Origin of the sequence: Solemya velesiana gill symbiont (genome assembly GCF_002020805.1) — a bacterium.
GTDB lineage: Bacteria > Pseudomonadota > Gammaproteobacteria > Chromatiales > Chromatiaceae > Sedimenticola_A.
Window position 1 is genome coordinate 24359 of sequence record NZ_MPRJ01000018.1, and the last position, 25030, is coordinate 49388.

Here is a 25030-nt window from a genome sequence, read left to right on the forward strand (position 1 = left end):
CGGGATTTCAAACGCCGGATCCCGGTTCAATATATGTAAATACCCTGTAATAACAGTTCTGAATCCGGTATATTTCGCCCTATGAATCTGAACTTTCTTGAATTTGAGCAACCTATCGCCGAACTCGAGGCGAAAATCGAAGAATTGCGTCTTGTCGGGGACGATAACGAGATCAACATCCATGACGAGGTTACCCGCCTGGAAACCAAGAGCCGTGCCCTGACAGAGTCCATATTCTCAAATCTTAAACCCTGGCAGATCGCCCAGCTGGCGCGGCACCCTCAGCGCCCCTACATGTTCGACTACATCGAGCGTATTTTCGATGATTTCCAGGAATTGCACGGTGATCGTGCTTTCGCCGATGATCATGCAATTGTCGGCGGTGTGGCAAGGCTGGATGGTGTTTCCGTTATGGTCATCGGACACCAGAAAGGACGCGATACCAAGGAGAAGCTCTATCGCAATTTTGGTATGCCCCGTCCGGAGGGCTACCGCAAGGCCTTGCGTCTGATGGAGATGGCAGAGCGCTTCAAGATGCCTATTCTTACCTTCATCGACACGCCGGGTGCCTATCCCGGCATCGATGCCGAAGAGCGGGGGCAGAGCGAGGCGATTGCACGTAACCTCAAGGTGATGGCTGGCCTCAAGACGCCGATTATCTGCACCGTGATGGGTGAAGGCGGTTCAGGCGGCGCCCTGGCGATCGGCGTAGGCGATCGAGTGATGATGCTGGAGTACAGCACCTATTCCGTGATTTCACCCGAGGGTTGTGCATCGATCCTGTGGAAGAGCGCCGACAAGGCATCCCTGGCTGCAGAGGCTATGGCGATTACCTCTGATCGTCTCAAAGACCTGGAGTTGATCGACACCATTGTGCCCGAACCCCTGGGTGGTGCGCACCGCGATGTGGATACCATGGCCAGAAACCTCAAGCATGCACTGATCGAGTCGCTGGAACACCTGGGTACGGTACCCACGGACAAGTTGCTTGAAGACCGTTACCAACGCCTGATGTCCTACGGTCAACATTCCAACTGAGGCTGGTCGGGTTGTGAACTGATCGGAAAAGGCCGGGTAATGCCGGCCTTTTCTTTTTTGGTACCGGGTTAATATTGGGAGTGAAGCATCATTCACTATTGCTGCGGCTGTGATCAATGGAATTCAATAGGGATCATCTCCACGATCGTCTGATTTCATTAACCCCCGACTCTGTAGGGCGGTATATCGTTGCCTATAGCGGGGGTTGCGACTCCCAGGTCCTGTTGCATGCTCTCGCATCCCTGAGAGAGCACCTATCCTCACCAGTTCTGGCCGTGCACGTGAACCACGGCCTGCAGGAAGGAGCTGAACAGTGGGCAGCCCACTGTGTCGAGACTTGCCGTTCACTGAACATTCCCCTGGAGACCATCACCCTCACTCTGAAACTGCAGCGGGGCGAAAGTGTCGAGGAGATCGCCAGAAACGCGCGTTACGGGGCGATCCGGGAACTGATGCATAATGGCGACCTGCTGCTTACCGCACATCACCTGGATGACCAGGCTGAAACACTTCTTCTTCAGCTGTTCAGGGGAGCTGGTCTGAAAGGGATGGCCGCCATGCCTGAAGCGATTCCCTTTGGTCCAGGCCGCTTGGTGCGACCACTGTTGAGTTTTTCCCGAAGCCAACTGGAAGACTACGGGGAAAAGCATGGTCTCAGCTGGGTGGAAGATGAAAGTAATCTCGATCCCCGTTACGACCGGAATTTTCTGCGCAACAGTGTCATGCCGAAGTTGCTCGAGCGTTGGCCGAGTGTGAAACAGACCCTTGCACGCAGTGCCTCGTACTGTGCCGAGGCCCAGGGTGAGATCGACCGGATTGCAGCGGATGACCTGGCGACAGTTCTCAACCCTGAAGACAATGCCCTCTCCATCGAGGGTGTGTCGGCATTGGAACCGGCCCGGCAGCGTTCGGTCCTGTGTATGTGGATCAGGGAGAGCGGTTTCAGGGCCCCCAACAGCAGGCGCATAAACCAGATTCAGAGTGAAGTGCTCGGGGCAGGTGACGACCGTAATCCAGTGGTCAGCTGGGATGCTGCGGAACTGCGCCGTTATCGCGGATCACTCTATCTCATGCCGCGTCTTCCTTATCCGGACTCATCGGTAGAGCTCGCCTGGGATGGTGAAAGTGAGTTGGAACTGCCCAGCGGTATCGGCGTGCTCACAAAGCGAACCGGACATGGAGGCATCGATGGTGAGCGCTGGCGCCAGGGGGTATTGCGTGTGCGCTTCAGGCAGGAGGGGCTCAAATGCAGACCGGCAGGCCGGGGTATCAGCATCAGCCTGAAAAAGCTTTTCCAGGAGCACGGGGTTCCACCCTGGGAGCGGTGGCGTACACCGTTGCTTTTTATCGATGGGGAGCTGGCAGCGATTGGTGACTTGGTCGTATGCGAGCCTTTTCAGGCCAAATCTGAAGAACAGGGAGAATGGCTAGTGATGACGCGGCAGAGCCGAGAGACCGCCTTTTAGCACAAAGACCTGGTAGCCGCGCTGGCTGAGCAGGAATGCAGCCGCTGAACTGCGCAGGCCGGTATCGCAATACAAAATGTATTTTCTGGTTCTGTCCAGCCGGGGGGCTCTCAGTCGCAGCATGTAGAGAGGGATATTGACGGCTCCTTTTATGCGGGATTTCTTGAATTCGCTCTCCAGGCGCACATCCAGGCGTACAGCACCCTCGCGCACCATCTTGCTGGCCTTTTTCAGATCCACCCAGTTCAGCAGGGGCTCCTTCAGCAGTTTGAGGAAGTCATTTTTCGAAACCCGCATCAGGGTTCCGTCAGTCAACATGGTGATCGTGGCATTGCGTGGCACGTCGGATATCAAGGCCTCTTCACCGAAACTGTCGCAGCGGTCGAGTTCCGCCAGTACGGTTGTTCCCGAGTCACTGGGTCGGGTGACCTTGCAGCGCCCCGCCTTGATCATGTAGTAGTAGTCGCCAGGGTCTCCCTGTTTGATGACTACATCTCCCTCCTTCACGGGATACTCTTTCATTTTCTGGAACAGCAGTTGAATGTTTGCCGAGGGGAGTTTCAAAAAGGCCGAGGTCTGGAGCATGGCCATCATCCACTCTCCATCTTCGACTCCATTGCCTTCAAATTCCGCCACCTCCATGCCTTCCGTGGAGGCGGAAGGGGCGAACTGGCCCCAGGCCAGCATCTTGTCCAGCAGCTTGGAGTCGACCCGCGCGATAACTGCTGTTTCCGAGGTGACTTGTGCTCTGAATTGGCGCGGTCTGAGGTTGGCCAGTGCATAGTGGGCCTCTTCCGTGCCGGCACGAACTATCTTTTTTTGATTTTCAACACTGATCTCAAGCACTTCTCCCTCCATGAGAAAAAGAGAGTCAGGACTTTGATCTCCGATTTCAAACAGGATTTCACCCTTGCTGCGGCGCTCGAGGGTGCTCTCCCTTGCTAGGTGGAGGAGATTATCCTCGTACAAGGAGTTGATCGGGATCAGCTTCCTGAATTTGTTGAGGTCGATTTCCATGTGTCGTGATCAATAATCGCCAACTTGGGTGGCTTGGCGTTTGTCTTAATACTCTGCCTGGATCAGGTGAAAAATCATGGGAAGCGCTTTCAGAGATAAGCTACGGTATAAACTCAATGCTGACAAGTGAAAAGAGTGATTTCCCCCACTGTGGCGCGAAGATGCGCACTTCCCGTATGGCCCACTAGTAGTGTAATATTCGCGCTCCGTTCCATGTGAGGCTGACCATGCAGGACTTGAATCCCATCACTAATAAAATCAGTGAATTGAAAGAGCGCTCGGAAGCGCTTAGGGGGTATCTTTGACTTCCCTGAGAAGAAAGAGCGACTGACCGAGGTCCTGCGCGAACTGGAAGATCCGGAGATCTGGAACAATCCCGATCAAGCCCAGGCGCTTGGCAAGGAGCGTGCCTCCCTGGAGGGCGTGGTGCTGACCCTGGAAGAGCTGGATTCGGGGCTTGTTGATACGGCCGATCTTCTGGAGATGGCAGTAGAGGAGGGCGACGAGGATACGGTGGATGCCGTGGTCGCCGATCTGGAGCTTTACGAAAACAAGGTTTCCGGTCTCGAATTCCGCCGCATGTTCTCCGGCGAAATGGATTCCAATCACTGCTTCCTCGATATTCAGGCGGGTTCCGGTGGTACGGAGGCACAGGACTGGGCGGAGATGCTTCTGCGCATGTACCTGCGCTGGGGGGAGGCCCGCGGTTTCAAGACCGAGTTGATGGAAGTGTCTCTAGGCGACGTGGCGGGCATCAAATCAGCCACCATCAAGTTCGACGGTGAGTATGCTTTCGGCTGGCTGCGCACCGAGATCGGGGTACACCGCCTGGTGCGCAAGTCTCCCTTCGATTCGGGCAACCGGCGCCATACGTCATTTGCTGCAGTCTTTGTCTCACCGGAGATCGACGACTCTATCGAGATCGATATCAATCCGGCGGATTTGCGCATCGATGTCTACCGGGCGAGCGGTGCCGGCGGTCAGCATGTCAACCGTACCGAGTCGGCGGTGCGTATTACCCATATGCCCACCAACACCGTGGTCCAGTGCCAGAACGACCGTTCCCAGCACAAGAACAAGGACCAGGCGATGAAGCAGCTCAAGGCCAAGCTCTATGAGCTGGAGATGCAGAAGCGCAGTGCAGATCAGCAGGCGTTGGAAGAGACGAAATCGGATATCGGCTGGGGTAGCCAGATCCGCTCCTACGTGCTGGACCAATCCCGGATCAAGGATCTGCGAACCGGTGTTGAGACCGGCAATACACAGGCGGTGCTCGACGGCGGTCTGGACCTTTTCATCGAGGCCAGCCTGAAGAGCGGCCTATAGGGCCTGTTAACACTTACATAGCATATTTGAGTTAGACCATGACTGATCAAGTCCAGGACGAAAACAAGCTGATAGTCCAGCGCCGAGAGAAGCTCGAGCAGATTCGTGAGCGCGGCATCGCTTTCCCAAATGATTTCCGCCGCAACGTGATGGCCGGTGAACTCCATGCCGAGTATGGGGAGAAGAGCGGTGAAGAGCTGGAAGAGATGGCTGTCCGTGTCAGGGTGGCGGGCCGCATGATGAGCCGGCGCATCATGGGCAAAGCGAGTTTTGCCCACATCCAGGACATGTCAGGCCGTATCCAGGTGTTTGTACAGCGCGACGCGCTGCCTGAAGGGGTCTACAATCAGCAGTTCAAGAAAGAGTGGGACGTGGGTGATATCGTCGGTGCCGAAGGGCAGCTGTTCAAGACCAAGACCGGCGAACTTTCCGTGCGTTGTGACGAGATCCAGTTGCTCACCAAGTCCCTGCGTCCACTCCCCGAGAAGTTTCACGGACTCACCGACCAGGAGCAGCGCTATCGCCAGCGTTACCTGGACCTGATCATGAACGAGGCATCCAGGGACACCTTCCGGGTGCGCACCCAGATGGTTCAGTTCATCCGCAACTACCTCAATGGGCGCAATTTCCTGGAAGTGGAGACGCCCATGATGCAAGCGATTCCGGGAGGCGCCACAGCTCGCCCGTTCGCCACCCATCACTACGCCCTGGATATGCAGCTGTTTCTGCGTATTGCGCCTGAGCTCTACCTGAAGCGCCTGGTGGTGGGTGGTTTTGAAAGGGTCTACGAGATCAACCGTAACTTCCGCAACGAGGGCCTCTCCACCCGCCATAATCCCGAGTTCACCATGCTAGAGTTCTACGAGGCCTATGCCGACTACCATGACCTAATGAACCTCACGGAAGACATGCTGCGGGCCCTGGCAATGGAAGTCCTGGGTTCCACCACCCTCAACTACCAGGGTGAGAACCTCGATTTCGGCAAACCGTTTGCCAGGATGACGGTGGAAGAGTCCATCTTGCATTTCAATCCTGAGATCAGCGAGGCCGAACTGGACGACCCGGAGCAGGCGAGGGCGCTTGCAACCCGGTTGGAGATTCCCTTGAAGGACTCTTACGGTCTGGGCAAGGTGCAGATCGAAATCTTCGAGAAGACGGTGGAACACCGCCTGATGAACCCCACCTTTATCACCGCATACCCGACCGAGGTTTCACCCCTGGCCCGTCGCAACGACGATGACCCCTTCGTCACCGATCGGTTCGAATTCTTCGTGGGTGGACGTGAGATCGCCAACGGGTTCTCGGAGCTCAATGACGCCGAAGACCAGGCCAAACGATTTCGCAAACAGGTGGAGGAAAAAGAGGCGGGCGACGAGGAGGCGATGCATTTCGACGCTGACTATATTCGTGCGCTGGAACATGGCCTGCCGCCCACCGCGGGTGAAGGGATCGGCATCGACCGCCTGGTGATGCTGTTCACCGATTCCCCGTCGATACGGGACGTACTGCTGTTCCCCCATATGCGGGCAGAAATCTGATTCACCGCGGGATCAACCCGGCGACATACTTGGTCGCCGGGTCAATAAAAAACGCCATGCCGGTCCGTAAAGCGGCATGGCGTTTCTTTATTTTAACAGGATCTAGCCTGTTTCCTGTACAGTCGTCCCCCCGGAGCCATCTTCGAACGCTTTCTGTTCCAGGGCAGACTTCAGGAGAAACTGAAAGACATCGTTCATGAAAATGTCATGATGTGACATAGGGGGTGTATGCCGCTCAATCTCCTTGCGGTAAAGCTCGATTCTATCTTCCGTTGATAAATCCATTGAGACTCCACTCCATTAATGAGCCTACTGTAAGGGTAGTCCCTCTATCCCAGGTTGTAATTGGCAGGAATCCCCAATTGCTGTGGGAATTAGATTACAAGCAAGATGCCTGTGATTTAGAGGAAAATCTCTTCAACCGCTGACCGCCATGGAAGGCTGAAAGCCGAGGCGGTTAGTCCCCGGTAGCCGTGAGGCCGCACTGCTTGCCCGTCGTGTGCGCAGCACGCTAGAGGGAAAATCTTTCACGAGGTCGAAGACTCGCTTGCTCCTGGATCTCCTCTGCAGCACCTTCCATGCTGATTGCCTCAACTTCAGGCTCCAGGCCGACTCTTCGAAACGAGGGGATCTCGGCCCAGTCGGCATGGTCAGCAAGGTCGGGGTCCTGGCTCTGCAATCGGGCTACCAGAACCACATCCACGTAGTCAGCGGATGGCCCGTTGTCATAATCCAGGTTGTGGCTGTACTTGGCTACGTGGACAAGGGGGTTCGGGAAAATTCCAACCGTCCAGGATCTGTTCACTGATCTCAGGAGTAAGGGATTCAATAAGCTGGTCAAGCTGCTTGTCATCTTCCATCAGTTCAGGAAAGGATTCCGCGAACATCAGGATCGGCAGGGTGCCGATATTTTGAATGAGACCGGCCAGCATCGCCTGGTTGGGGTCGAGGTTGGGCAGTACCTGGGACAGCACGCGGCTGATGGCCGCCACCTGTACACTGTTTTTCCAGACCGCCCTGAGGCGCGTGTCAACAGCATCCGTGGTGGCCTGGAAAATCTGTTTCATGGCAAGGCTGATCACCAGGCTCCGAACCAGGGTGATACCCAGGCGGGTGATCGCCATCTGTATGCTTTCAATAGGTACCTGGCCCCGGTAAAGCGGGCTGTTGGCAACTTGCAGCAGCCGGGTACTGAGTGCAGCGTCGGTTGCAACCAGGTCTGCTATCTCGTCTGCCGACGAGTCCGCGCTGTCTACAGCATCACGAATGCGCAGGGCCACCTCCGGGAGGGTGGGCAGCGTGATCTGTTCGTCTGCAATGGCCTGCTGGAGCTTCTCTTAAAATTCTGCTGTATTGATCATTGTTGATTTTCTTCTAAAGGGAAAATGGAATCCTTCTCCATTTGTCGGCAGTTTGCTGTGTTGTTTAGGGAACTTCGCGGAGCACAGCGAAGAGCCGGACAAATTGCGCGAAGAGCATGGAACGCTTTTAGGGATTTCCCTAAACGAATAATTCAGAGTTTACAAATCAGCCCTTGATTGAACATCACCGTTTACCTGGGGCCTGTTATTCAGAACCGTTTTGGGATCTATGCCTCAAAGTCGTAGGGCAGCTCCCGAAAGGTGAGCTTGGGGCCGTCGGCAGCTGAAAGATGCAGGTCATCGGCTTCGATACTCGCGATCTCAGCAACAGCAAGCAATTCGTAGCCGCCGTCAGGGGAGGGTTGGGCGTCCACAATGCGCCCTGCGCCCTGACCGGACTGGCTGATGGAGGAGAAGAGCTCGTCCCCGGGTGCCGGCGGTTGTTCACTGTCGCCTTGAGCCAGGTACATGCGGCGCTTGAGTTTGCCCAGGTACTTCATTCGGGCGACCACCTCCTGGCCGGTATAACACCCCTTGGTGAAACTGACACCATCGATCAGCTGCATATTGGTCATCTGGGGTACGAAGGCCTCGATGGTGGGTTTCAGCACGGTTGGGATCCCCGCTCGGATATCCATCAATGACCACCGTTCACGATTGGCGGCGACAGCGCCGCCGGCAGCCAGTTCACTCCAGAGTGAAATCATATTCTCTGCGGATCCAATCAACTCGAACCTGGGGCTCTCCCCCGGCAGGCAGACCATTGTGATCTCCTGTTCAGACAGGGCGTCGCCAAAGTTTTCGGGAAGCTGGCTGAAGCGCTTGCTCAGAAGGTCCAGGGCACAATCTCCGGCAACGCCCATGCTGACCAGTTCATCACTGGCATCCTTTACCTCCACCTTGGACATGAGGATGAACATGGGCAGTCGTTTCGTCACCGCATCCATCGTCTCCAGGGGCATCTGCAGAAGATAGGCTCTGTTATGGCGAATAACCCTGAAATTGGCCATCATGCGCCCTTTGGGCGTGCAGTAGCTGCTCATCTGGGAGTGGCTCTCTGTCACCTCCTGGACATTGTTGGTGACCTGGCCCTGGAGAAAGGCTTCTGCATCTTCACCGCTGACGCTGACGAGACCCAGATGGGAGAGATCGAAAAGGGCGCAGGCAGGTTGACTCTCCGTCGTCTGGAAGTTGACGCCGCCGTTATCGTCGATTTGGCCAGATTGGCTCTCCAGGAAAGTTTTCCACTCGCTATTCATTATTCTAAACTCTCTCTCAATCCGTAATGCTGGAGTTGAAGGTGGTGTCTGCAAGCCCGATATGCAAGGCATCGGTCAAACGATATGCAATCCATGTTGTCTCATGGGACAGAACACTGCTCAAGAGGGTACCATAGCCCATCTGCTAATACGTATTTATCCATGGTAGTTTCACGGGAATTTCATGTTTGACCATCGCCCCTCCGCTGGCAGCCTGGCCCTCTACAAGATCAGGCCGGCAATCGTTACTGCCGTAAGCGACAAAATCGATATCACCCTGGACGGGTGCAAGAGCAAACGGGTACGGCCCAAGGATATCGCCATACTCCATCCCGGCCCCCTGAAGAGCCTGGGGGACCTCGGTGATCCCGCAGGGAATGTAGACGAGGCGTGGGCCCTCCTGGAGGGGGGAGAGACCCACCTGGAGGAGTTGGCGGAGCTGGCCTTTGGCGATTACACGCCGACCACGGCATGGGCAGCCTGGCAACTGGTGGCCGAAGGGCTCTACTTCGAAGGAACCCCGGAAAATATCAAGGTACGGTCGGAAGCCCAGATCGCAGAGGACAGGGCGCAATGCGAAGCCAAAGCGGCCGCGGAGCGCGACAGGGAGACTTTCCTGGAGCGCCTGCGGTCCCGTGCCCTCGAAGAGGGGGACAGGGAGCGCCTTTCAGAGGTTGAGCGCATGGCCCTCAAGGTGAATGACAGGAGTCGCATCCTTCAGGCACTGGGGCACCAGGAGAGCGCCGAGAATGCACACCGCATGCTGGTGGATGTCGGCTACTGGGAAGCGACTCACAACCCCTATCCCGCGAGACAGTCACTGGTGGAAGTCGATCCCGACCACTCCCTGCCGGAACTGCCCCGGGAGGAGCGGCTCGACCTGACCCACCTGGCGGCCTATGCCATTGACGACGAGGGGAGCCAGGATCCGGACGATGCCATCAGTCTCGACGGGGATCGAATCTGGGTGCATGTTGCAGATGTTGCAGCCCTGGTCACGCCCGATTCGGAACTCGACCTGGAGGCCAGGGAGAGAGCGGCCAATCTCTACATTCCCGAGCGCATCGTGCACATGTTGCCACCGGCAATCACCGATATCCTTGGTCTTGGCCTGCAGGAGATCTCTCCGGCGCTCTCCTTCGGGTTCCGGCTCGACGAACAGGGTGAGCCCCAGGAGTTGGAGGTCGCCGCCAGCCTGGTGAGAGTGAGTCGCCACAGTTATGCAGAGATCAATGAACGGATGGGAGAAGAGCCATTCGCCACGCTGTATCAGCTGGCGGAACGCTACCGTAACCGGCGCAAGGTTGCCGGCGCAGCCTCCATCGACCTGCCCGAGGTCAGTGTCCGGGTCAATGATGAAAACATAAGAATAAAACCCCTGAAACGCCTGGATAGCCGCCAGATGGTCACCGATGCCATGCTGATGGCGGGGGAGGCGGTGGCGCGCTACGCCATCGTACGGGATATCCCCGTGCCGTTTGCCACCCAGCCTCCGCCCGATGCCAGGGCGGAGCCCGAAGGCATGGCACAGATGTACGCATACCGGCGCCAGATGAAACCCTCCCAGTCGAAAGCGGTCGAGGAGGCCCATTCCGGCCTGGGCCTGGAAGTGTATACCCGCACCACCAGCCCTTTGCGGCGATACCTCGACCTTGTCACCCACCAGCAGCTGCGTGCCCATCTCAAGGGTGAAACCCTGTTGGCGGTCAGTGACATCACGGAGCGTATCGGTGCCACAGACGGGACGGGTGGCGCGATACGTCGTGCAGAACGTTTCTCCAACACCCATTGGAAAATGGTCTACCTGCAGAGAAACTCCCTGTGGCAGGGGACGGGGGTCGTGGTCGAGATGAACGACAAGCGGGCCACGGTCATTATTCCGGAACTGGCCATGGAGACCAGGGTGAGGCTGCGCCGGGAAGTACCCCTCGACCAGGAGATCAGGCTGGCTGTCAGGGAGGTCGACCTGGCGGATCTCACCGCTTGGTTCAGGGTGATTGAATAGTGGCAGGATCTCGCTTTTTCGAGGCCCGCTCCCTATACTGGAACGACTAAAAAAACAACAACTGTTAAAACCGGTGATTGACCGGAAACAGACAGATTCATACGGAGAGCAGACATGACCGCAGAGCTTGAGGTCAAACCCCTCAGCACATCCGAGCTGCAGGGACCTTCCCAGGACTTTACCGATTACTGCGAAGCGGAGTTCGAACGCCGCCGCAACTCCGGTGAACCCATCGAAGAGGACGAATACAGGGAAGCGATGGAGATGACCCTTCGCCGTCTACGTGCCCTGGAAGACGAGGGTTACGCATGATCATTACCGATATCACCGCACGGGATGTTCTCAAGTACGACGCCCTGGATCTTAAAGGCCTGCCCGAGTCCGGCGTGATCGCCATCGGCGGTCCCAACGAGTCCGGCAAGAGCACGATCGGCGAGACGATCTGTTTCGCCCTGTTCGGACGCACCTTTTCACTGGAGCCCAGCGAACTCGTGAAGATGATCCGCTGGGGTGAGAACCACTGCTCCGTCAATCTCTGTTTCAAATCAAGTGACCAGACCCACTACGAGGTGGCCCGTTTTCTGGATCGCGACGGCAACCACGGCGTGCGCCTCAACTTGGTGGGAGAGTCCGAGAATCCCATCGCCAGGGGTGTCGAAGATGTGGACAACGCCATCTACGACATCCTGGGTTATGGCTACGATGAGTTCATCGAATCGTTCTACCTGGCCCAGCGGGAGATCACCACGCCTCATCCTCACAGCTATGCCGTGAAGGCGATGGCCGGGATCACCTCCCTGGAGTATGTCTCCTACGAGTTCGAAGAAGAGGTCCGCCACGAAGAGGCGGCCATCAGCGAACTGGACCAGGAGATCGCCGACATCGACCAGGAACTGGAGGATCTTGCCATCGACCCCGGCCAGTTGAATGCCCTGGAGAGTGAGCGTGAACAACTGGTTGCCTCAGAGAGCCAACTCCAGGGGGAGATCGAGGAACTGGACGCTGCGTCCACCGCTTACCAAGATGCAGACCCCAAGATAAAGTCGGCCACCTCTGCACGGGGAATAACGCGCTTTTTCCGTTTCATCTCCTTGTTGCTGACCCTGATTGCCGGGGCCAGTTGGGGCCTGCTGACCCGTATGCCCGAGCACCCCTATGCCCAGCAGCTCGATGGCCTGCTGCAACAGCAGATCCCCCAGTGGGGAGCCCAGTATCTGCCCTGGTTGCTCTACGTCGCTATAGGGTTCGGCATTCTGCTTGTTTTCCTGATGATCCGGGGTGGTGTCCTCACCAGCCGCATTACCAGGCTGAACCAATCTGCGACTGAGCTCTCAGAGAAATTGTCCGCCATTTACGAGGCAGTGCCTGAGACAGAACAACAGGTGGAATCGGAAGACGATACCTCTGAAGAGGAGGACTTGCCCCCCGCCGATACCGAGATTGCCGCCATCTGCCAGCGCATTGCTGCCGCCCAGGCTTCACCCTTCGAAGTGCGGGATTCCGTCGGCCGGGAACTGGCCCGGATGCGACGTGAGCGCCAGCAGCAGCAAGAGCGTCTCATCAAGCTTGAGCAGGAGATCTGGAGCGAGAAGGATCGCCTGTCCAAGGCAGAGAAGCTCAACGACGTGGAGCAGGCCCTGGAACAGAAGATGGAGGAGCACCGTCAGGAAATCCGTCAGCGGGAACTGGCGTCCGAACTGCTGGCTGGTGCCACCAAGCAGCTCTCCCAGCGCTTCAATCGCGATCTGCGCGACCTGGTGGGGCGTACGCTGCCACTGTTCACGGATAACCGTTACGAACACCTGCAGATAGACGGGGACCTCACTGTCCGTGTCTTCTCCAACGAGAAACGGGATTTCATGGACTTGGAAGAGATCTCCAGCGGTACCCAGCGCCAGATCATGCTGGCGGTACGCCTGGTCCTCTCCCAGGAGCTGGTCAACAGCACCGTGGTGGGCAAGCAGTTCATCTTTCTGGATGAACCCTTTGCCTTCTTCGACCAGGAACGTACCCGCAGCTCACTCAAGGTACTGCCCGATCTCAGTGATGAGATCACCCAGGTCTGGATCGTGGCCCAGGAGTTCCCGAACGACCACGTCTTCGATCTGCCTATTACCTGTAATAGGGAGCAGCGTGAGTTGGTGACGGAGCAGCAGGTACTGGCTTCCGCGCCAACTGATCAGCCAATGCCGATTGGAGAAGAGACCCATTACTAGCGCCATGACCGATCGTTACGAAAGCTGTGCCTTCTGCAGCTTCATGCGCGGCCTCGCTTTCGGTGCCATAGGGGGCGGGGCTGCCGGCTACCTGGCACTGGGCATGGAGCGCAACCACGCCATGATCGCCGCACTCTTCGGCGCTGTTGGGCTGGTTGGCTGGGTGACCCGAAAGCGCAATAAATGAAGCCGGGGTCAGTCTTGAGCTGCGGAGACCGGTGTGGGGTTAAGCAGCCTGGCCATATCCTGTGACTGCATCGAGATGATGTAACCCCGCTTACCTCCGTTGATGTAGATCTTCTCCAGCTCAAGAATGCCCGCCTCGCAGTAGACGGGCATTTTCTTTCGCGTGCCGAAGGGGGAGGTGCCCCCTACCTGGTAGCCGCAGTAGCGGTCTGCATCCTTGGGATTGCACGGCTGGATCGACTTGACCCCGATCTGGCGGGCCAGTGCCTTGGTAGAGACCTCCCGGTCGCCATGCATCAGAACGATCAGCGGCTGTTTCCGTTCGTCTTCCATGATCAGGGTCTTGATCACCTGGCGCTCATCCACGTCGAACAGCTTCGCAAACAGCGCAGTGCCGCCGCCCTCTTCGTAGGTATAGGGGAAGCCTTCAAAAGGAATCTTTGCCTGGCGCAGGGCGCGTACGGCCTGGGTGGTCGGGTGTTTCTGTTTTGCCATTGGAAGTATCATAACGGAATAATCGACAGAGTTTCATAATCAGGATGAGAGGAGCATGTACGACTGGATTGTCTATCTATCTGGGGAGATCCATACCGATTGGCGTGAACAGATAATCGAGGGCGCGGAGGAGGCAGAGCTCTCCATGCTCTTCACCGGGCCCATCACCGATCATGCCGACAGCGACGAGTGCGGGGAAAAGCTGCTGGGGGAGGAGATCAATCCTTTCTGGCGGGATCACAAGGCGGCAAAGATCAATGCCATCCGCACCCGGAAAATGATCGAGGAGGCGGACCTGGTAGTAGTGCGCTTTGGTGATAAATACAAACAGTGGAATGCAGCCTTTGATGCGGGGTATGCCTCAGCCCTCGGCAAGTCCACCATCATTCTGCATGCACCTGAGCTGACCCATGCCCTCAAGGAGGTGGACGCTGCCGCCCAGGCCGTGGCCGAGACACCTGAGCAGGTGGTTGAGATCCTGAAGTACATAACCCGGGAACGTTGAAGCCTCCTGAATGGAATCCCTTCCGATACACGCTGTTCTTCCTGACCTGAGGGAGGCCCTGGCGAACGCCTCCTCGGTGGTTCTTTCCGCTCCGCCCGGGTCGGGCAAGACCACCATTGTGCCCCTTGAACTGCTTGACGAGTCCTGGCTGGCCGGGAAGAAGATCCTGATGCTGGAACCGCGCCGCCTGGCAACCAGGGCATCTGCGTTGCGCATGGCGCAGCTGCTGGGTGAAAAGATAGGGGCCCAGGTCGGTTACCGTGTGCGTTTTGACAGCTGCGTCTCCAGGCAGACCAGAGTCGAGGTGGTGACCGAGGGCATCCTCACGCGAAGACTGCAGCACGATCCCGAGCTCGATGGCGTGAGCCTCGTGATATTCGATGAGTTTCACGAGCGCAGCCTGCACGCTGACCTTGCGTTGGCACTGTGTAACGACGTTCAGGGCGTCCTGCGGGATGACCTGCGGCTGCTTGTGATGTCTGCGACCCTGGATACCGGTCGGATCTCCAGCCTGCTGAATGATGCACCGGTAGTGAAGGGAGAAGGGCGCAGTTACCCGGTGGACATTCACTATCTCGAGAAGCGGGCAGAGGGTCTCACTGCCAAGGTTACGGTCAATGCCGTGCTGCGAGCACTTAACACGGAGAACGGCGATATCCTGGTGTTTCTACCCTGTACCGGGGAGATACGCCAGGCCGAGCAACTGCTCAACGAACAACTCGGTTCAGAAGTTGTTGTCTGTTCGCTTTACGGTAATCTGTCGAAGGAGGCTCAGGACAGGGCCATATTGCCCGATGAAGGCGGCAGACGCCGCGTGGTATTGGCGACCTCCATTGCCGAGACCAGCCTGACCATCGAAGGGATTGCCTGCGTGGTGGACAGCGGTTGGTCCCGGTTGCCGCAGTTCGATCCCAACAGCGGCCTCACCCGGTTGCAGACCCTGCGGGTATCCCTGGCATCAGCAGACCAGCGCGCCGGCAGGGCGGGGCGACTTGGCCCCGGTGTCTGCTACAGGCTCTGGACCGCATCGGAGCACTCCCTGCTCAATGCACACACGCCACCGGAGATCCAGGGTGCCGATCTAGCCCAGCTTGCCCTGGAACTGGCCAGCTGGGGTGTGGCTGATCCCGCCGATCTTCGCTGGCTGGATTCACCGCCGAAAGGGGCATACGCCCAGGCAAAATCGCTGCTCCTGGACCTTGAGGCAATAGACGAAAAAGGGCGCATAACAGAGACAGGCGGTCGCATGGTTGAAAGCGCCGTACACCCCAGGCTGGGACATATGCTGAATTACGCCTGCAGCAGTGGACAGATCTCCCTTGCAGCGGACCTGGCGGCCATTCTCACGGAACGTGACCTGTTAAGGCGTGAGAGGGGTGGTGATGTGCTGCCGGTGGATATCGATGACCGCCTTCAGCTGTTGAACACCTGGCGTGAGCAGGGCAAGAGAAGGATGCCGGGCATCGACCACAACGCGTGTCGAAGGGTGGAGCAAGCGAGCAGGCAATGGCGGCGTGCCAAGGTCTCTGAAGCGACACTGCTCGAACTGTCCACAGGGGGGTTGCTGGGACTCGCTTTTCCTGACCGCATCGCCAAACGCAGGTCTCCAGATGGCGAGGGTTATCTCCTGGCCGGGGGGCGTGGTGCGCGTTTGCCTGAAGGAGACCGGTTGTGTGGTTCGGAGTTCCTGGTCATGGCCCAACTTGACGCGGGACGTTCCGAGGGCCGGGTTTTTCTGGCGGCAGAGATAAGGTTGGATGAGATCAGTTCCTCTCACACCAGGCGCATATCACGGGAGACCCAGATAGGATGGGACAAGGCGAGTGCTGCCGTGACAGCCCGGGAAGAGGAGCGTCTCGGTGCAGTTGTGCTCTCTTTCCGGCCACTCGAAGAGATTGATCCTGAAGCACAGTTGCAGGGGATGCTCGAGGGCGTACGGCAGATGGGTTTGAAGGCCTTGCCCTGGAGTCGCGAAAGTGAAGAGTGGCTGAGGCGGCTCAGGTTTCTGGGGCAGTGGCAGCCGGATGCCGGGTGGCCTGATGTCAGTGAGCAGGGCCTCATGAAAACACTCGATACTTGGCTGGGCCCATGGCTTGCGGGTATGAGCAGAAGAGATCACCTGAAGCGCCTGGATATGAAGGCGGTAGTGACCGGGCTGCTGGATTGGGAGAGCCAGCAGCGTATGGATGACCTGGTCCCAACCCACATCAAGGTCCCCAGCGGTTCACGCAAGCGCATCGATTACGTGGAGGAGGGCGATCCCGTGTTGGCGGTGAAACTGCAGGAGATGTTCGGCCTGGCCGATACACCGACCATATGTGGCGGCAAGGTTGCGTTGCAGCTGCACCTGCTTTCGCCGGCTCAACGCCCGATCCAGGTGACCCGGGACCTGTGTGGATTCTGGGAGCGCACTTACCAGGAGGTGAAGAAAGAGCTGAAGGGGAGATACCCCAAGCACTACTGGCCTGACGACCCCTGGTCTGCAGTGCCAACTGCCAGGGTCAGGCCTAAAACGTAATCCACTCGCTACGGGCTGCGCAGGATCTCTTCCACCCGTGCCTTCTCTTTCGGCGTGTTCACATTGATGAAGGCGTTAGGATGATCAGAGAAGTCTTCAACAGCGAATTTCTGGGTACTCAGCCACAGCTGCAGTTTACGGTCACCCGCTTCAAGAAAGTTATTGATGCTGGTGACGACCCTGCGGTGAAAGAGACCGAAAACAGGCTGCTTTCTGTTGCCGTCATGGGCGATACAGATATCCGCATCCTCCTTTAACAGCCGTTGTTCGAGGCGTACTGCCAGGTCGGCCGGGAGCCAGGGGCCGTCGCAGGGGACGGTCAGGATCATGTCGCTGGCTGCATGATCGATGGCGGCGGCAATGCCCGCCAGCGGCCCGGCAAATCCCGTCACCGCGTCTTCAAATACCGGAAAGCCGTACGCCAGGTATCGGGACTGGCTGCGGTTGGCATTGATGAGTAGTTCGTCCACCTGGGGTGATAGCACATCGATCACGTACTCGATCATGGGGCGGCCAGCCAGTTCTATGAGGCCCTTGTCCATGCCGCCCATCCTTTGCGCTTCTCCCCCGGCAAGGACCACGCCGGTTATTCTGTTTTTCTGATCCAACGGAAACTCCAGAGATGGGTTAACCCAGATATTTCACCCGGTCGCTTTACAACGCGGGGATTATAATCTGTTCACCCGCGGCAACGAAGCTGTTTCTGGCATGTCGTGAGGGTACAGCGTGAGGCATGCCTACCGAATTTCCTCGGGGGGCAATGAAATGGCGGGTATCACCCTTTGAGCATGCCTGTTCCATGTTTTTGGATATTGTTCCCGTACCTAGCTCAAAACTCTTCACAAGAGAGACCAGAAACTTTTTGTCAGGTGCAATTTCCAGCACCTCTTCAATGACAAACTCATCGAGCAACAAATGCTCTCTTGAATCCACTTTTTCGACGGGTGGTCAATGCTCAGAGCTGCCGCTACTCGTTTCAGTAGCCTCTCTGATTGTATTGACGAGCTGGCGAGCAGAGATCGGCTTGGTCAGGAAGTAGGCAATTCCTGCTTTTTCGCATGCTTCCCGTGTCTCCGACGTTGTATTTGCCGTTAGCATGATGAAGGGTATCCTCTCTTCATCGGGGCAGTGCCGGATATAACGCTTATAGGTTTCGATGCCATCCAGAACCGGCATCTGCATATCCAGTATGACCAGGTCATAAGCTCTCTTGTCCAGGGAATCGAGGATCTCCTGTCCATTTTCGACCAGTTGGTAATCTATCCCGGTCAGTTCCAGGATTCTCTCTATGATGACACTGTTGATTCGATTGTCTTCAGCAACCAGCACCCGGAGATTCGGGTTGAGACTGATATCTCCAATATCTTCCATCGGTGTTGCCGTATTCGCTTTCTCGTAGCCTGCCGGAAGACGTGCATGCAGCGAATTGAAGAGGTGGGGTTTCCGGATAGGTGTCTGGAGCAAGGTGGTGCCTTGGGGGAGCTCGCCGGGGTTTGCGTCAGGACCGATATCATCTTTAACGACTACCAGGCCGATGCCATCCTTGCCCAGTACTGAAGCGAGTTTTTCAAGCCTGTCGTGGTTTACGTGGAATCCGTCGATGACCAGGACCTGGCAGTCCGTTTCCGACAATTTGCTTATTGCAGATTCGATATCATGAACATCCACGTAAGGAACACCCCAGCCGTTCAGGCAGTGGGATGTGTCGGTAATCCCGGTATCAGGCGAGGTAAGCCGAACGGTTTGGCAGTGCCTGATGTCACGCATATCCTGTTCATCGACCAGGTCCTGCTGACATCGGAATCCGGTTTCGAACCAGAATGTTGAACCCTGATCCGGGGCGCACTCAAGGCCGATTGTCCCCCCATGAGCCGCACGAGCTGACTTGAGATATTGATGCCGCGCCCTGTGCCGCTGAAATCTCCGGTTGGGTCTGCATCTGTCTGGGCGATAGATTCGAGAATCGTTTGTTGCAGCGATTCAGGTATTCCGATACCGGTATCTATGACCTTGAAACGGATCCGCTCTGAACAGTCTTTCTGATCAAGGTGTTTGCAGAGGAGAGTGACCCTTCCTCTATCCGTGAACTTGATGGCGTTGTCGAGCAGGTTGGACAGTGCCTGGATCAGGTGCAACCGGTCACCAATCAGCCGGAAAGGTATCAGTGGGCCAATATGACAGACCAGGGCCAATCCTTTCTCCGAGGCCTTGGCGGATATCATGTGAACAGTGCGATTGACTACCGCGTGCAGATCGAACGGGTTGCTCTCGATGGAGCACGGCAGTAGCTGGTCATGCCCGCGGTCTGTTCCTGCCTGAGGTTTGTTGATAAGGGTGTGGATCATCCTCTCCGTCTTTACGACCTGAACGGCGTTGACCGTTCAGGTCGTTTCTGTTTAAACGCTCAAATCCCTGATGCTCGCCTCGCAGAATGCCTTTTTAAAGGCCTCGTAGTCATTCACCACGGGGTACTGTGGGAACTCATCGATCACGTTCGGTGGCGGGCGGAACAGGATGCCTGCGTCCGCTTCGGCCAGCATGGTGGTGTCGTTATAGGAGTCTCCCGCTGCAATGATGCGGTAGTAGAGGCTCTTGAGTGCGAGAACGGACTGGCGCTTGGGATTGCTCTGGCGTATGTGATAGTTGGTGACAAAACCCTGTTCGTCCACGCTGAGCTTGTGGCAGAGCAGGGTGGGGTGACCGAGCTGGCGCATCAGCGGGGCAGCGAACTCGTAGAAGGTGTCCGACAGGATCACCACCTGGAAACGCTCCCGCAGCCAGTCCAGGAATTCACGGGCACCTTCCAGGGGACCCATGCCGTCAATCACTTCCTGGATATCGGGCAAACCCAGCTTGTGCTCCTTGAGAATTCGGAGGCGCTGGGTCATCAGTACATCGTAATCGGGGATATCGCGCGTGGTAGCCCTCAATTCATCGATGCCGGTACGTTCGGCAAAGTTGATCCAGATCTCTGGAATAAGTACACCTTCCAGATCTAAACATGCGATTTCCACTCGGATTCTCCCATCGGTTAATAAGGGCTTCTTTGGCCCTGTCGTCAAAAAGAGGCATAGGATACTACACAGCAGTTGATTGGGGCAGGGACTGATTCATTGATACGTGGCAAAGCGAAGCCATAAAAAAACTGTTGCATCTATAATAAAAAGAAATATCATTAACCTCCCGCTGTTCATTTAAAGGCTTGGCTGGAGGAGATGGTCAAATGGGGAATGCCGCAGAGAAACTGAACCAAGAGAAGGGCTACCACGAGTTGCTTGATGTTACCGGGCTCTCCTGCCCGCTGCCTGTGCTCAAAAGCAAGGCGCAGCTGGCGAAGATGGAGGTAGGGCAGGTTCTCAAGGTGATTGCCACCCATCCCGATTCACAGAAAGAGTTTCCCTCCCTCTGTCGTCTTCCGGGCTTGGAATTGGTGGCGACCACTGCTGATGATGGAATCTATACCTTCTGGGTTCAGAAAACCCTTTAGCCTGATCACGGCAGGGGCAGCACCGTCCTTGTCACCACCTGGCGCATCACGAAACTGGAGTGCACACCGGTTACCCCCTCGATGCGGGTGATCTTGTTCAGTAGCAGCTCCTGGTAGGCCTCCATGTCCTTTACCACCACTTTGAGCTGGTAATCAGCCTCTTGGCCAGTGATCAGCAGGCATTCGAGCACCTCCGGCAGGGCGCTGACCGTGGCGTCGAAGTTGGCAAAACGCTCCGGCGTGTGGCGGTCCATTGAGATATGGATCAGGGCAAACAGGGTCAGTCCCAGCTTCTGGGCATCCACCATGGCCCGGTAACCGGTGATCAGTCCACTCTCCTCCAATGCCCGGACCCTGCGCAGGCATGGGGATTGGGAGAGCCCGATGCGCTCAGCCAGTTCCTGGTTGCTGAGACGTCCCTCCTGCTGAAGTATCTCCAGGATGCGCTTATCGTAGCGATCGAGTTTCATTTGCTGCCCTCAAATAGGCTCAATGAGATAAAAAATAGCTAAAAAATATCAAAAAACGCAAAAATATATTTATAAAGTACATTATTACGGCAATTTCGCAAGAATCTATCTCCAATTTTGAATTAATCTATGACTGTCCGTTACCCACGGACGAATTGACCGCTGTTTACCCAATATCGGTCAGGAAACAGCCGGGGCCCAAAAGGACCGGCAGGGCTTTTCCATCTACCCGGTGAGAGTCCGCAATCCGTCGAGTACGGTTTTAGAACATTGAAGGAGTAACCTGTGAAACCGTTTGACCACAACAAATATCGCCCGGCACCGGCGGTCAGCCTGACCAGCCGCCAGTGGCCCGACCGTGTCATCGAAAAGGCTCCCATCTGGACCAGCGTTGATCTGCGTGACGGCAACCAGGCACTGCTGGAGCCCATGAGCGTCGAGAAGAAGCGACGACTTTGGCAATTGCTGGTCAAACTGGGTTTCAAGGAGATCGAGGTGGGCTTTCCCTCTGCCAGCCAGCCGGACTACGACTTCGTTCGCTGGCTCATCGATGAGAACCAGATCCCCGAGGATGTTACCGTGCAGGCCCTGGTCTAGGCGCGTGAGAATCTCATCGTACGCATCTTTGAGGCGCTCAAGGGCGTCAAGCGGGCCATCGTCCACTCCCGACGAGATCATCCAGGTGGTAACCGAGTGCACCGGTATTCCTGTGCATCCACGCCATCCCTGGGTGGGAGAGCTGGTCTACACCGCCTTCTCGGGCAGTCACCAGGACGCCATACGCAAGTGCCTCCACAAGCAGCACCCGGACAAGCCCTGGCAGGTGGCCTACCTGCCCATCGATCCCAAGGATCTCGGGCGCGATTACCAGGCAGTGATCCGGGTGAACAGCCAGTCGGGCAAGGGTGGTGTGGCATTCGTCCTGGAACGGGACTGCGGCCTGAACCTGCCCCGTTGGCTCCAGGTTGAACTGGCACAGCTGGTGCAAGCTGCCAGTGAACAGCAAGCGGGGGAGGTCGACAGTGCGACGATCCACGGCCTGTTCGTGGAAAACTTCGTGGCAGACCGGGCGCCAGTGCGGTTGGCCGGTTATCGCCTGGATCGCGAGACCCATGATGTGATCGAGGCCAACATCATCGTTGACGGCAGGGAGCAGACCATCAAGGGCGAGGGTGAAGGGGCCATTTCGGCTTTCGTTGATGCCTGGATCCGTATGAACGGTCAGCATCTCAACGTGGTGGATTACAGCGAACACGTCATTGGCGAAGGCACCAATGCAGAAGCGGTGGCCTATGTGCAGATCAACGTGGATGGCCGACGGGTATCCGGCGTCTCATTCGACCATGATACGGTCAGCGCCTCACTCAACGCGGTACTCTCTCTTCATTGAACCGGGCACAGCTGCAGCGAAGCCAGGCGGCTTGAGTTCTTTCCATCAGCCTTTTTAACTGGTGTAGAAGGTGTACGACTAATGCAGATCACCCACCAGTGAGCCCCGGGTCTCTCCGGTGATCTCAGTCTCCGCCGTGTACGCCGAGTGGTCGATACCGGCAACAAGTGCCGAACCCGCCTTGGCTGCGGCGATCATCTCCGGGCTCAACTCGAAACGAACGAAGTGAACCGACGAGGTCTTATCTTCGGTTTCCCGGTCCAGGTCTTCATTGGCAATTGGGTGAACCCGCTCGAAACCTTCGACCTGGATATAGAGTGCTCTCTCAACACCGATGAGCTTGGCCAGCATCACTTTACGTTCCTCGACGTCAGAGTACTCCATCATGAAGGTGGCCTTCCAGTTGCTGCCGTCGGGGATCAGCGGATTGTAGACGTCGAGTTCTTCCTGGATGTCGTCGTGTTCGAAGATGCGTTCGATGCGCAGCATCTCCTGGACCTGGTACTGCATGGTCAGCGCATCCTCGAAGTAGAGCGCAGCATGCTCACCGATGGCTGCCCTTCGGTTCTTCTTGTGTTCGATCACCTTTGCCCGGAATTCAGGACGAACGCGGGCATACTCTTCCAGACTGTAGAGATCTTCATGAGACAGCTTGCTCATCGGGTGCTTCCTCTTCAATTCAGTTCAAATCTATTGGATCTCTCGCCCCAGAGGTCGACACTCAAATACCGTAAGCCTTGCGGAGCAGGCTCATGGGGTGTTCGGTTTGGCTGCCGTCATTTATGCCCTGCTCGATATGGTGGCCCGCCATGGGGCAGTCGCTGCCGTAGTGGTCGGCTTCGGCACGTTTCACCTGGTTCACTACCGGCCGCACGATTTTCATCGAGGCTTCGTGGAACTCCTTCTTCACGGCATAGGTGCCGTCGTGACCAGAGCAGCGCTCGATGGCTGTTATTTCCGTATCGGGAATCAATGACAATACCTCCCTGGTTTTGGCGCCAACGTTCTGAACACGTTGATGACAGGCCGCATGGTAGGCCACCTTGCCCAGGGCGGTTTTGAAGTCGGTCTTCAGCAAGCCTGACTTATGGCGATGCAGCAGGTACTCGAAGGGATCGAAAATCGCTTCGCTCACTTTCTTTACATCAGCATCATCAGGGAATATCAGCGGTAGTTCCTGCTTGAACATCAGGGCGCAGGAGGGCACTGGCGCGACGATATCCCATCCGTCGTCCACCAGTTTTGCCAGTACGGGAATGTTGGCATTCTTAGCATCTTCCACCGCATCAAGGTTACCCAGTTCCAGTTTCGGCATACCGCAGCACTGTTCCTTCTCGGCCATGGTGACCGGAATACCGTTGTGCTCGAATACGGCCACCAGGTCTTCGCCGATCACCGGTTCGTTGCGGTTGCCGTAGCAGGTGGCAAACAGGGCCACCTTGCCCTTGGTTGGGCCTGCAGTCTCGCCTGTGGCCTGGTTGCCCACTTTTTCCGAGAGGCGGGAGCGCATGGTCTTGGAATGGAATTCAGGTAACCTGGCATCTGCATGCACACCCAGTAGCGACTCAAGCACCTTGCGGGTGGGCTTTGCCTTGTTGGCTGCGTTTACGATACCGGCCACCACCGGAATGCCAGCAAAGCTACCGACAGCATCGGTACTGGTAAGAATTCTGTCGCGGGTCTTCACATCGCCCTTCTTGTACTTCACCGCCTTGGCCCGCAGCATCAGGTGGGGGAAGTCCAGGTTCCACTCGTGGGGTGGTGTATAGGGACACTTGGTCATGTAGCAGAGATCACAGAGATAGCAGTGGTCCACCACCTGCCAGTAATCCTCTTTCTTTACTCCGTCCACCTCGAAGGTGTCGGACTCATCCACCAGGTCGAAGAGGGTGGGGAAGGACTGGCAGAGGCTGACACAGCGTCGGCAACCGTGGCAGTGGTCGAACACCCGCTCCAGCTCCTTGAACAGGGACTCCTCGTTGTAGAACTCGGGGGTTTTCCAATCCAGGGGATGCCGTGTGGGGGCTTCAAGGTTACCTTCTCGTACAGCCATGGTGTCTCTCCAGATCTCGTTATTGTTTGAATCTGCTTAAGCAAAAAGCCGGGGCCATTGGGCCCCGGCTGACGGACATTAATCCATCTCGTCCAGGGCTTTCTGATAGCGGTTGGCGTGGGAACGCTCCGCCTTGGCCAGGGTCTCGAACCAGTCGGCGATTTCGTCGAAGCCCTCGTCACGGGCGTCTTTCGCCATGCCGGGATACATGTCGGTGTACTCGTGGGTCTCACCGGCTACGGCGGTCTTGAGGTTGTCAGAGGTTGAGCCGAACGGCATGCCGGTAGCGGGATCACCGCACTGCTCCAGGTACTCCAGGTGGCCGTGGGCATGACCGGTTTCACCTTCTGCGGTTGAACGGAACAGTGCCGCAACATCTGGATGACCTTCCACGTCAGCCTTGTTGGCGAAGTAGAGGTAACGACGGTTGGCCTGGGATTCGCCAGCAAAGGCATCCTTCAGATGCTGTTCTGTCTTGCTGCCTTTCAGTTCCATTTTATTCTCCTGTTTGTGGGTTTTGGTAAATGCGCACCTACCTCAGTACGTCCATCAAAGATAGCCGCCGATTTTTGTTTCATCCAATTGAGATAATCGCAATTATTAATCGCGAATTCAATTTCCAAGTGCAACTCGACAGAGTTGGTTAGAGGGTAAGCTGCGGTAGCATAGGTAGCTTCTCTCACCGACCAAAGTTTGAGGA

At 56.7% G+C, this 25030-nt stretch carries 29 protein-coding genes; 13 read left to right on the forward strand and 16 right to left on the reverse strand.

Annotated features, from left to right (window positions below; translation table 11 throughout):
- Positions 1 to 81: 81 nt before the first annotated feature.
- Positions 82 to 1038 carry an acetyl-CoA carboxylase carboxyl transferase subunit alpha gene (accA, locus tag BOW53_RS04100; protein ID WP_078486239.1) on the forward strand — a complete coding sequence of 319 codons (957 nt, stop codon included), beginning with the start codon at positions 82 to 84 and terminating at the stop codon, positions 1036 to 1038.
- 116 nt (positions 1039 to 1154) lie between these two features.
- The gene (tilS, locus tag BOW53_RS04105) at positions 1155 to 2504 is read left to right on the forward strand and encodes a tRNA lysidine(34) synthetase TilS (RefSeq protein WP_078486240.1); all 1350 of its coding nucleotides are present in this window, start codon (positions 1155 to 1157) and stop codon (positions 2502 to 2504) included.
- Here tilS and BOW53_RS04110 read toward each other — a convergent pair.
- Positions 2466 to 3521, reverse strand: a complete 1056-nt coding sequence (locus BOW53_RS04110) for a cyclic nucleotide-binding domain-containing protein (RefSeq protein ID WP_078486241.1) — start codon at positions 3519 to 3521, stop codon at positions 2466 to 2468. The genes tilS and BOW53_RS04110 overlap by 39 nt on opposite strands.
- A gap of 227 nt (positions 3522 to 3748) precedes the next feature.
- On the opposite strand from BOW53_RS04110, the gene prfB reads away from it, so the two are divergent.
- Together prfB and lysS are read left to right on the forward strand one after the other, a co-directional pair.
- A protein-coding gene (gene prfB / locus BOW53_RS04115) for a peptide chain release factor 2 (RefSeq protein WP_135606992.1) occupies positions 3749 to 4847 on the forward strand; the annotation gives its coding sequence in 2 pieces (ribosomal slippage) (positions 3749 to 3823 and positions 3825 to 4847; 1098 coding nt in all).
- Between the two features lie 38 nt (positions 4848 to 4885).
- Positions 4886 to 6385 carry a lysine--tRNA ligase gene (lysS, locus tag BOW53_RS04120; protein ID WP_078486243.1) on the forward strand — a complete coding sequence of 500 codons (1500 nt, stop codon included), beginning with the start codon at positions 4886 to 4888 and terminating at the stop codon, positions 6383 to 6385.
- Positions 6386 to 6487: 102 nt separating this feature from the next.
- On the opposite strand, the gene BOW53_RS04125 is transcribed toward lysS, so the two are convergent.
- The 4 genes from BOW53_RS04125 to ygfZ all read right to left on the reverse strand — a co-directional run bounded on the left by BOW53_RS04125 (position 6488) and on the right by ygfZ (position 9005).
- Positions 6488 to 6670, reverse strand: coding sequence for a hypothetical protein (locus BOW53_RS04125; RefSeq protein ID WP_078486244.1), 183 nt, complete (start codon positions 6668 to 6670; stop codon positions 6488 to 6490).
- Between the two features lie 226 nt (positions 6671 to 6896).
- Positions 6897 to 7064: a hypothetical protein gene (locus tag BOW53_RS13075; RefSeq protein WP_245831992.1), complete on the reverse strand. Its 168-nt coding sequence runs from the start codon at positions 7062 to 7064 to the stop codon at positions 6897 to 6899.
- 46 nt (positions 7065 to 7110) lie between these two features.
- The gene (locus BOW53_RS04130) at positions 7111 to 7665 is read right to left on the reverse strand and encodes an HDOD domain-containing protein (protein WP_245831993.1); all 555 of its coding nucleotides are present in this window, start codon (positions 7663 to 7665) and stop codon (positions 7111 to 7113) included.
- Between the two features lie 308 nt (positions 7666 to 7973).
- On the reverse strand, positions 7974 to 9005 hold the full coding sequence (gene ygfZ, locus BOW53_RS04135; RefSeq protein ID WP_078486245.1) for a CAF17-like 4Fe-4S cluster assembly/insertion protein YgfZ: 1032 nt from the start codon (positions 9003 to 9005) through the stop codon (positions 7974 to 7976).
- Positions 9006 to 9189: 184 nt separating this feature from the next.
- Here ygfZ and BOW53_RS04140 point away from each other — a divergent pair, with 184 nt between their 5' ends.
- From BOW53_RS04140 to BOW53_RS04155, 4 genes are all read left to right on the forward strand, one after another.
- Positions 9190 to 11010: an RNB domain-containing ribonuclease gene (locus tag BOW53_RS04140; RefSeq protein ID WP_078486246.1), complete on the forward strand. Its 1821-nt coding sequence runs from the start codon at positions 9190 to 9192 to the stop codon at positions 11008 to 11010.
- 114 nt (positions 11011 to 11124) lie between these two features.
- Complete coding sequence (locus BOW53_RS04145; RefSeq protein WP_078486247.1) at positions 11125 to 11322, forward strand: hypothetical protein; 198 nt, start codon at positions 11125 to 11127, stop codon at positions 11320 to 11322.
- Positions 11319 to 13226: an AAA family ATPase gene (locus BOW53_RS04150; RefSeq protein WP_078486248.1), complete on the forward strand. Its 1908-nt coding sequence runs from the start codon at positions 11319 to 11321 to the stop codon at positions 13224 to 13226. Before BOW53_RS04145 ends, BOW53_RS04150 begins: the two co-directional genes overlap by 4 nt.
- A 4-nt stretch (positions 13227 to 13230) precedes the next feature.
- The gene (locus BOW53_RS04155; RefSeq protein WP_078486249.1) at positions 13231 to 13413 is read left to right on the forward strand and encodes a hypothetical protein; all 183 of its coding nucleotides are present in this window, start codon (positions 13231 to 13233) and stop codon (positions 13411 to 13413) included.
- A gap of 8 nt (positions 13414 to 13421) precedes the next feature.
- Here BOW53_RS04155 and ybaK read toward each other — a convergent pair whose 3' ends face one another.
- Positions 13422 to 13907: a Cys-tRNA(Pro) deacylase gene (gene ybaK, locus BOW53_RS04160; RefSeq protein WP_078486250.1), complete on the reverse strand. Its 486-nt coding sequence runs from the start codon at positions 13905 to 13907 to the stop codon at positions 13422 to 13424.
- Between the two features lie 55 nt (positions 13908 to 13962).
- Here ybaK and BOW53_RS04165 point away from each other — a divergent pair, with 55 nt between their 5' ends.
- Positions 13963 to 14412: a YtoQ family protein gene (locus BOW53_RS04165; protein ID WP_078486251.1), complete on the forward strand. Its 450-nt coding sequence runs from the start codon at positions 13963 to 13965 to the stop codon at positions 14410 to 14412.
- Between the two features lie 10 nt (positions 14413 to 14422).
- Positions 14423 to 16930: an ATP-dependent helicase HrpB gene (gene hrpB, locus BOW53_RS04170; protein WP_078486252.1), complete on the forward strand. Its 2508-nt coding sequence runs from the start codon at positions 14423 to 14425 to the stop codon at positions 16928 to 16930.
- Positions 16931 to 16938: 8 nt separating this feature from the next.
- Here the strand turns inward: hrpB and mobA are convergent, their stop codons facing one another.
- From mobA to thrH, 5 genes are read right to left on the reverse strand one after another with little or no spacing between them, the layout of a single operon-like run.
- Entirely contained in the window at positions 16939 to 17538 is a 600-nt protein-coding gene (gene mobA / locus BOW53_RS04175; protein ID WP_078486253.1) for a molybdenum cofactor guanylyltransferase MobA, read from the reverse strand.
- A 46-nt stretch (positions 17539 to 17584) separates the two neighbouring features.
- On the reverse strand, positions 17585 to 17842 hold the full coding sequence (locus BOW53_RS12905; protein ID WP_078486254.1) for a hypothetical protein: 258 nt from the start codon (positions 17840 to 17842) through the stop codon (positions 17585 to 17587).
- A 36-nt stretch (positions 17843 to 17878) separates the two neighbouring features.
- A complete protein-coding gene (locus BOW53_RS04180; RefSeq protein WP_078486255.1) occupies positions 17879 to 18697 on the reverse strand; it encodes a response regulator in 819 nt (272 codons plus the stop codon).
- On the reverse strand, positions 18619 to 19275 hold the full coding sequence (locus tag BOW53_RS04185) for an ATP-binding protein (RefSeq protein ID WP_078486256.1): 657 nt from the start codon (positions 19273 to 19275) through the stop codon (positions 18619 to 18621). The genes BOW53_RS04180 and BOW53_RS04185 overlap by 79 nt, the downstream gene beginning before the upstream one ends.
- A 51-nt stretch (positions 19276 to 19326) precedes the next feature.
- Positions 19327 to 19944: a bifunctional phosphoserine phosphatase/homoserine phosphotransferase ThrH gene (gene thrH, locus BOW53_RS04190; RefSeq protein ID WP_078486257.1), complete on the reverse strand. Its 618-nt coding sequence runs from the start codon at positions 19942 to 19944 to the stop codon at positions 19327 to 19329.
- Between the two features lie 209 nt (positions 19945 to 20153).
- Between thrH and BOW53_RS04195 the strand changes: the two genes are divergently transcribed.
- On the forward strand, positions 20154 to 20417 hold the full coding sequence (locus tag BOW53_RS04195) for a sulfurtransferase TusA family protein (RefSeq protein ID WP_078486258.1): 264 nt from the start codon (positions 20154 to 20156) through the stop codon (positions 20415 to 20417).
- 5 nt (positions 20418 to 20422) lie between these two features.
- Here BOW53_RS04195 and BOW53_RS04200 read toward each other — a convergent pair whose 3' ends face one another.
- Positions 20423 to 20887: an Lrp/AsnC family transcriptional regulator gene (locus BOW53_RS04200; protein WP_078486259.1), complete on the reverse strand. Its 465-nt coding sequence runs from the start codon at positions 20885 to 20887 to the stop codon at positions 20423 to 20425.
- A gap of 285 nt (positions 20888 to 21172) precedes the next feature.
- Here BOW53_RS04200 and BOW53_RS13835 point away from each other — a divergent pair, with 285 nt between their 5' ends.
- Together BOW53_RS13835 and BOW53_RS04205 are read left to right on the forward strand one after the other, a co-directional pair.
- On the forward strand, positions 21173 to 21484 hold the full coding sequence (locus BOW53_RS13835; RefSeq protein WP_425442897.1) for a hypothetical protein: 312 nt from the start codon (positions 21173 to 21175) through the stop codon (positions 21482 to 21484).
- Positions 21485 to 21488: 4 nt separating this feature from the next.
- The gene (locus tag BOW53_RS04205) at positions 21489 to 22277 is read left to right on the forward strand and encodes an alpha-isopropylmalate synthase regulatory domain-containing protein (RefSeq protein ID WP_425442898.1); all 789 of its coding nucleotides are present in this window, start codon (positions 21489 to 21491) and stop codon (positions 22275 to 22277) included.
- A 78-nt stretch (positions 22278 to 22355) separates the two neighbouring features.
- Here the strand turns inward: BOW53_RS04205 and BOW53_RS04210 are convergent, their stop codons facing one another.
- The 4 genes from BOW53_RS04210 to BOW53_RS12910 all read right to left on the reverse strand — a co-directional run.
- Complete coding sequence (locus BOW53_RS04210) at positions 22356 to 22955, reverse strand: DUF3501 family protein (RefSeq protein ID WP_135606993.1); 600 nt, start codon at positions 22953 to 22955, stop codon at positions 22356 to 22358.
- A gap of 43 nt (positions 22956 to 22998) precedes the next feature.
- Complete coding sequence (locus BOW53_RS04215) at positions 22999 to 24330, reverse strand: heterodisulfide reductase-related iron-sulfur binding cluster (protein ID WP_078486261.1); 1332 nt, start codon at positions 24328 to 24330, stop codon at positions 22999 to 23001.
- Between the two features lie 78 nt (positions 24331 to 24408).
- On the reverse strand, positions 24409 to 24825 hold the full coding sequence (locus tag BOW53_RS04220) for a rubrerythrin family protein (RefSeq protein ID WP_078486262.1): 417 nt from the start codon (positions 24823 to 24825) through the stop codon (positions 24409 to 24411).
- On the reverse strand, positions 24816 to 25030 hold a 215-nt coding region (locus BOW53_RS12910; protein WP_216641085.1), incomplete at its 5' end, for a hypothetical protein. The genes BOW53_RS04220 and BOW53_RS12910, both read right to left, overlap by 10 nt.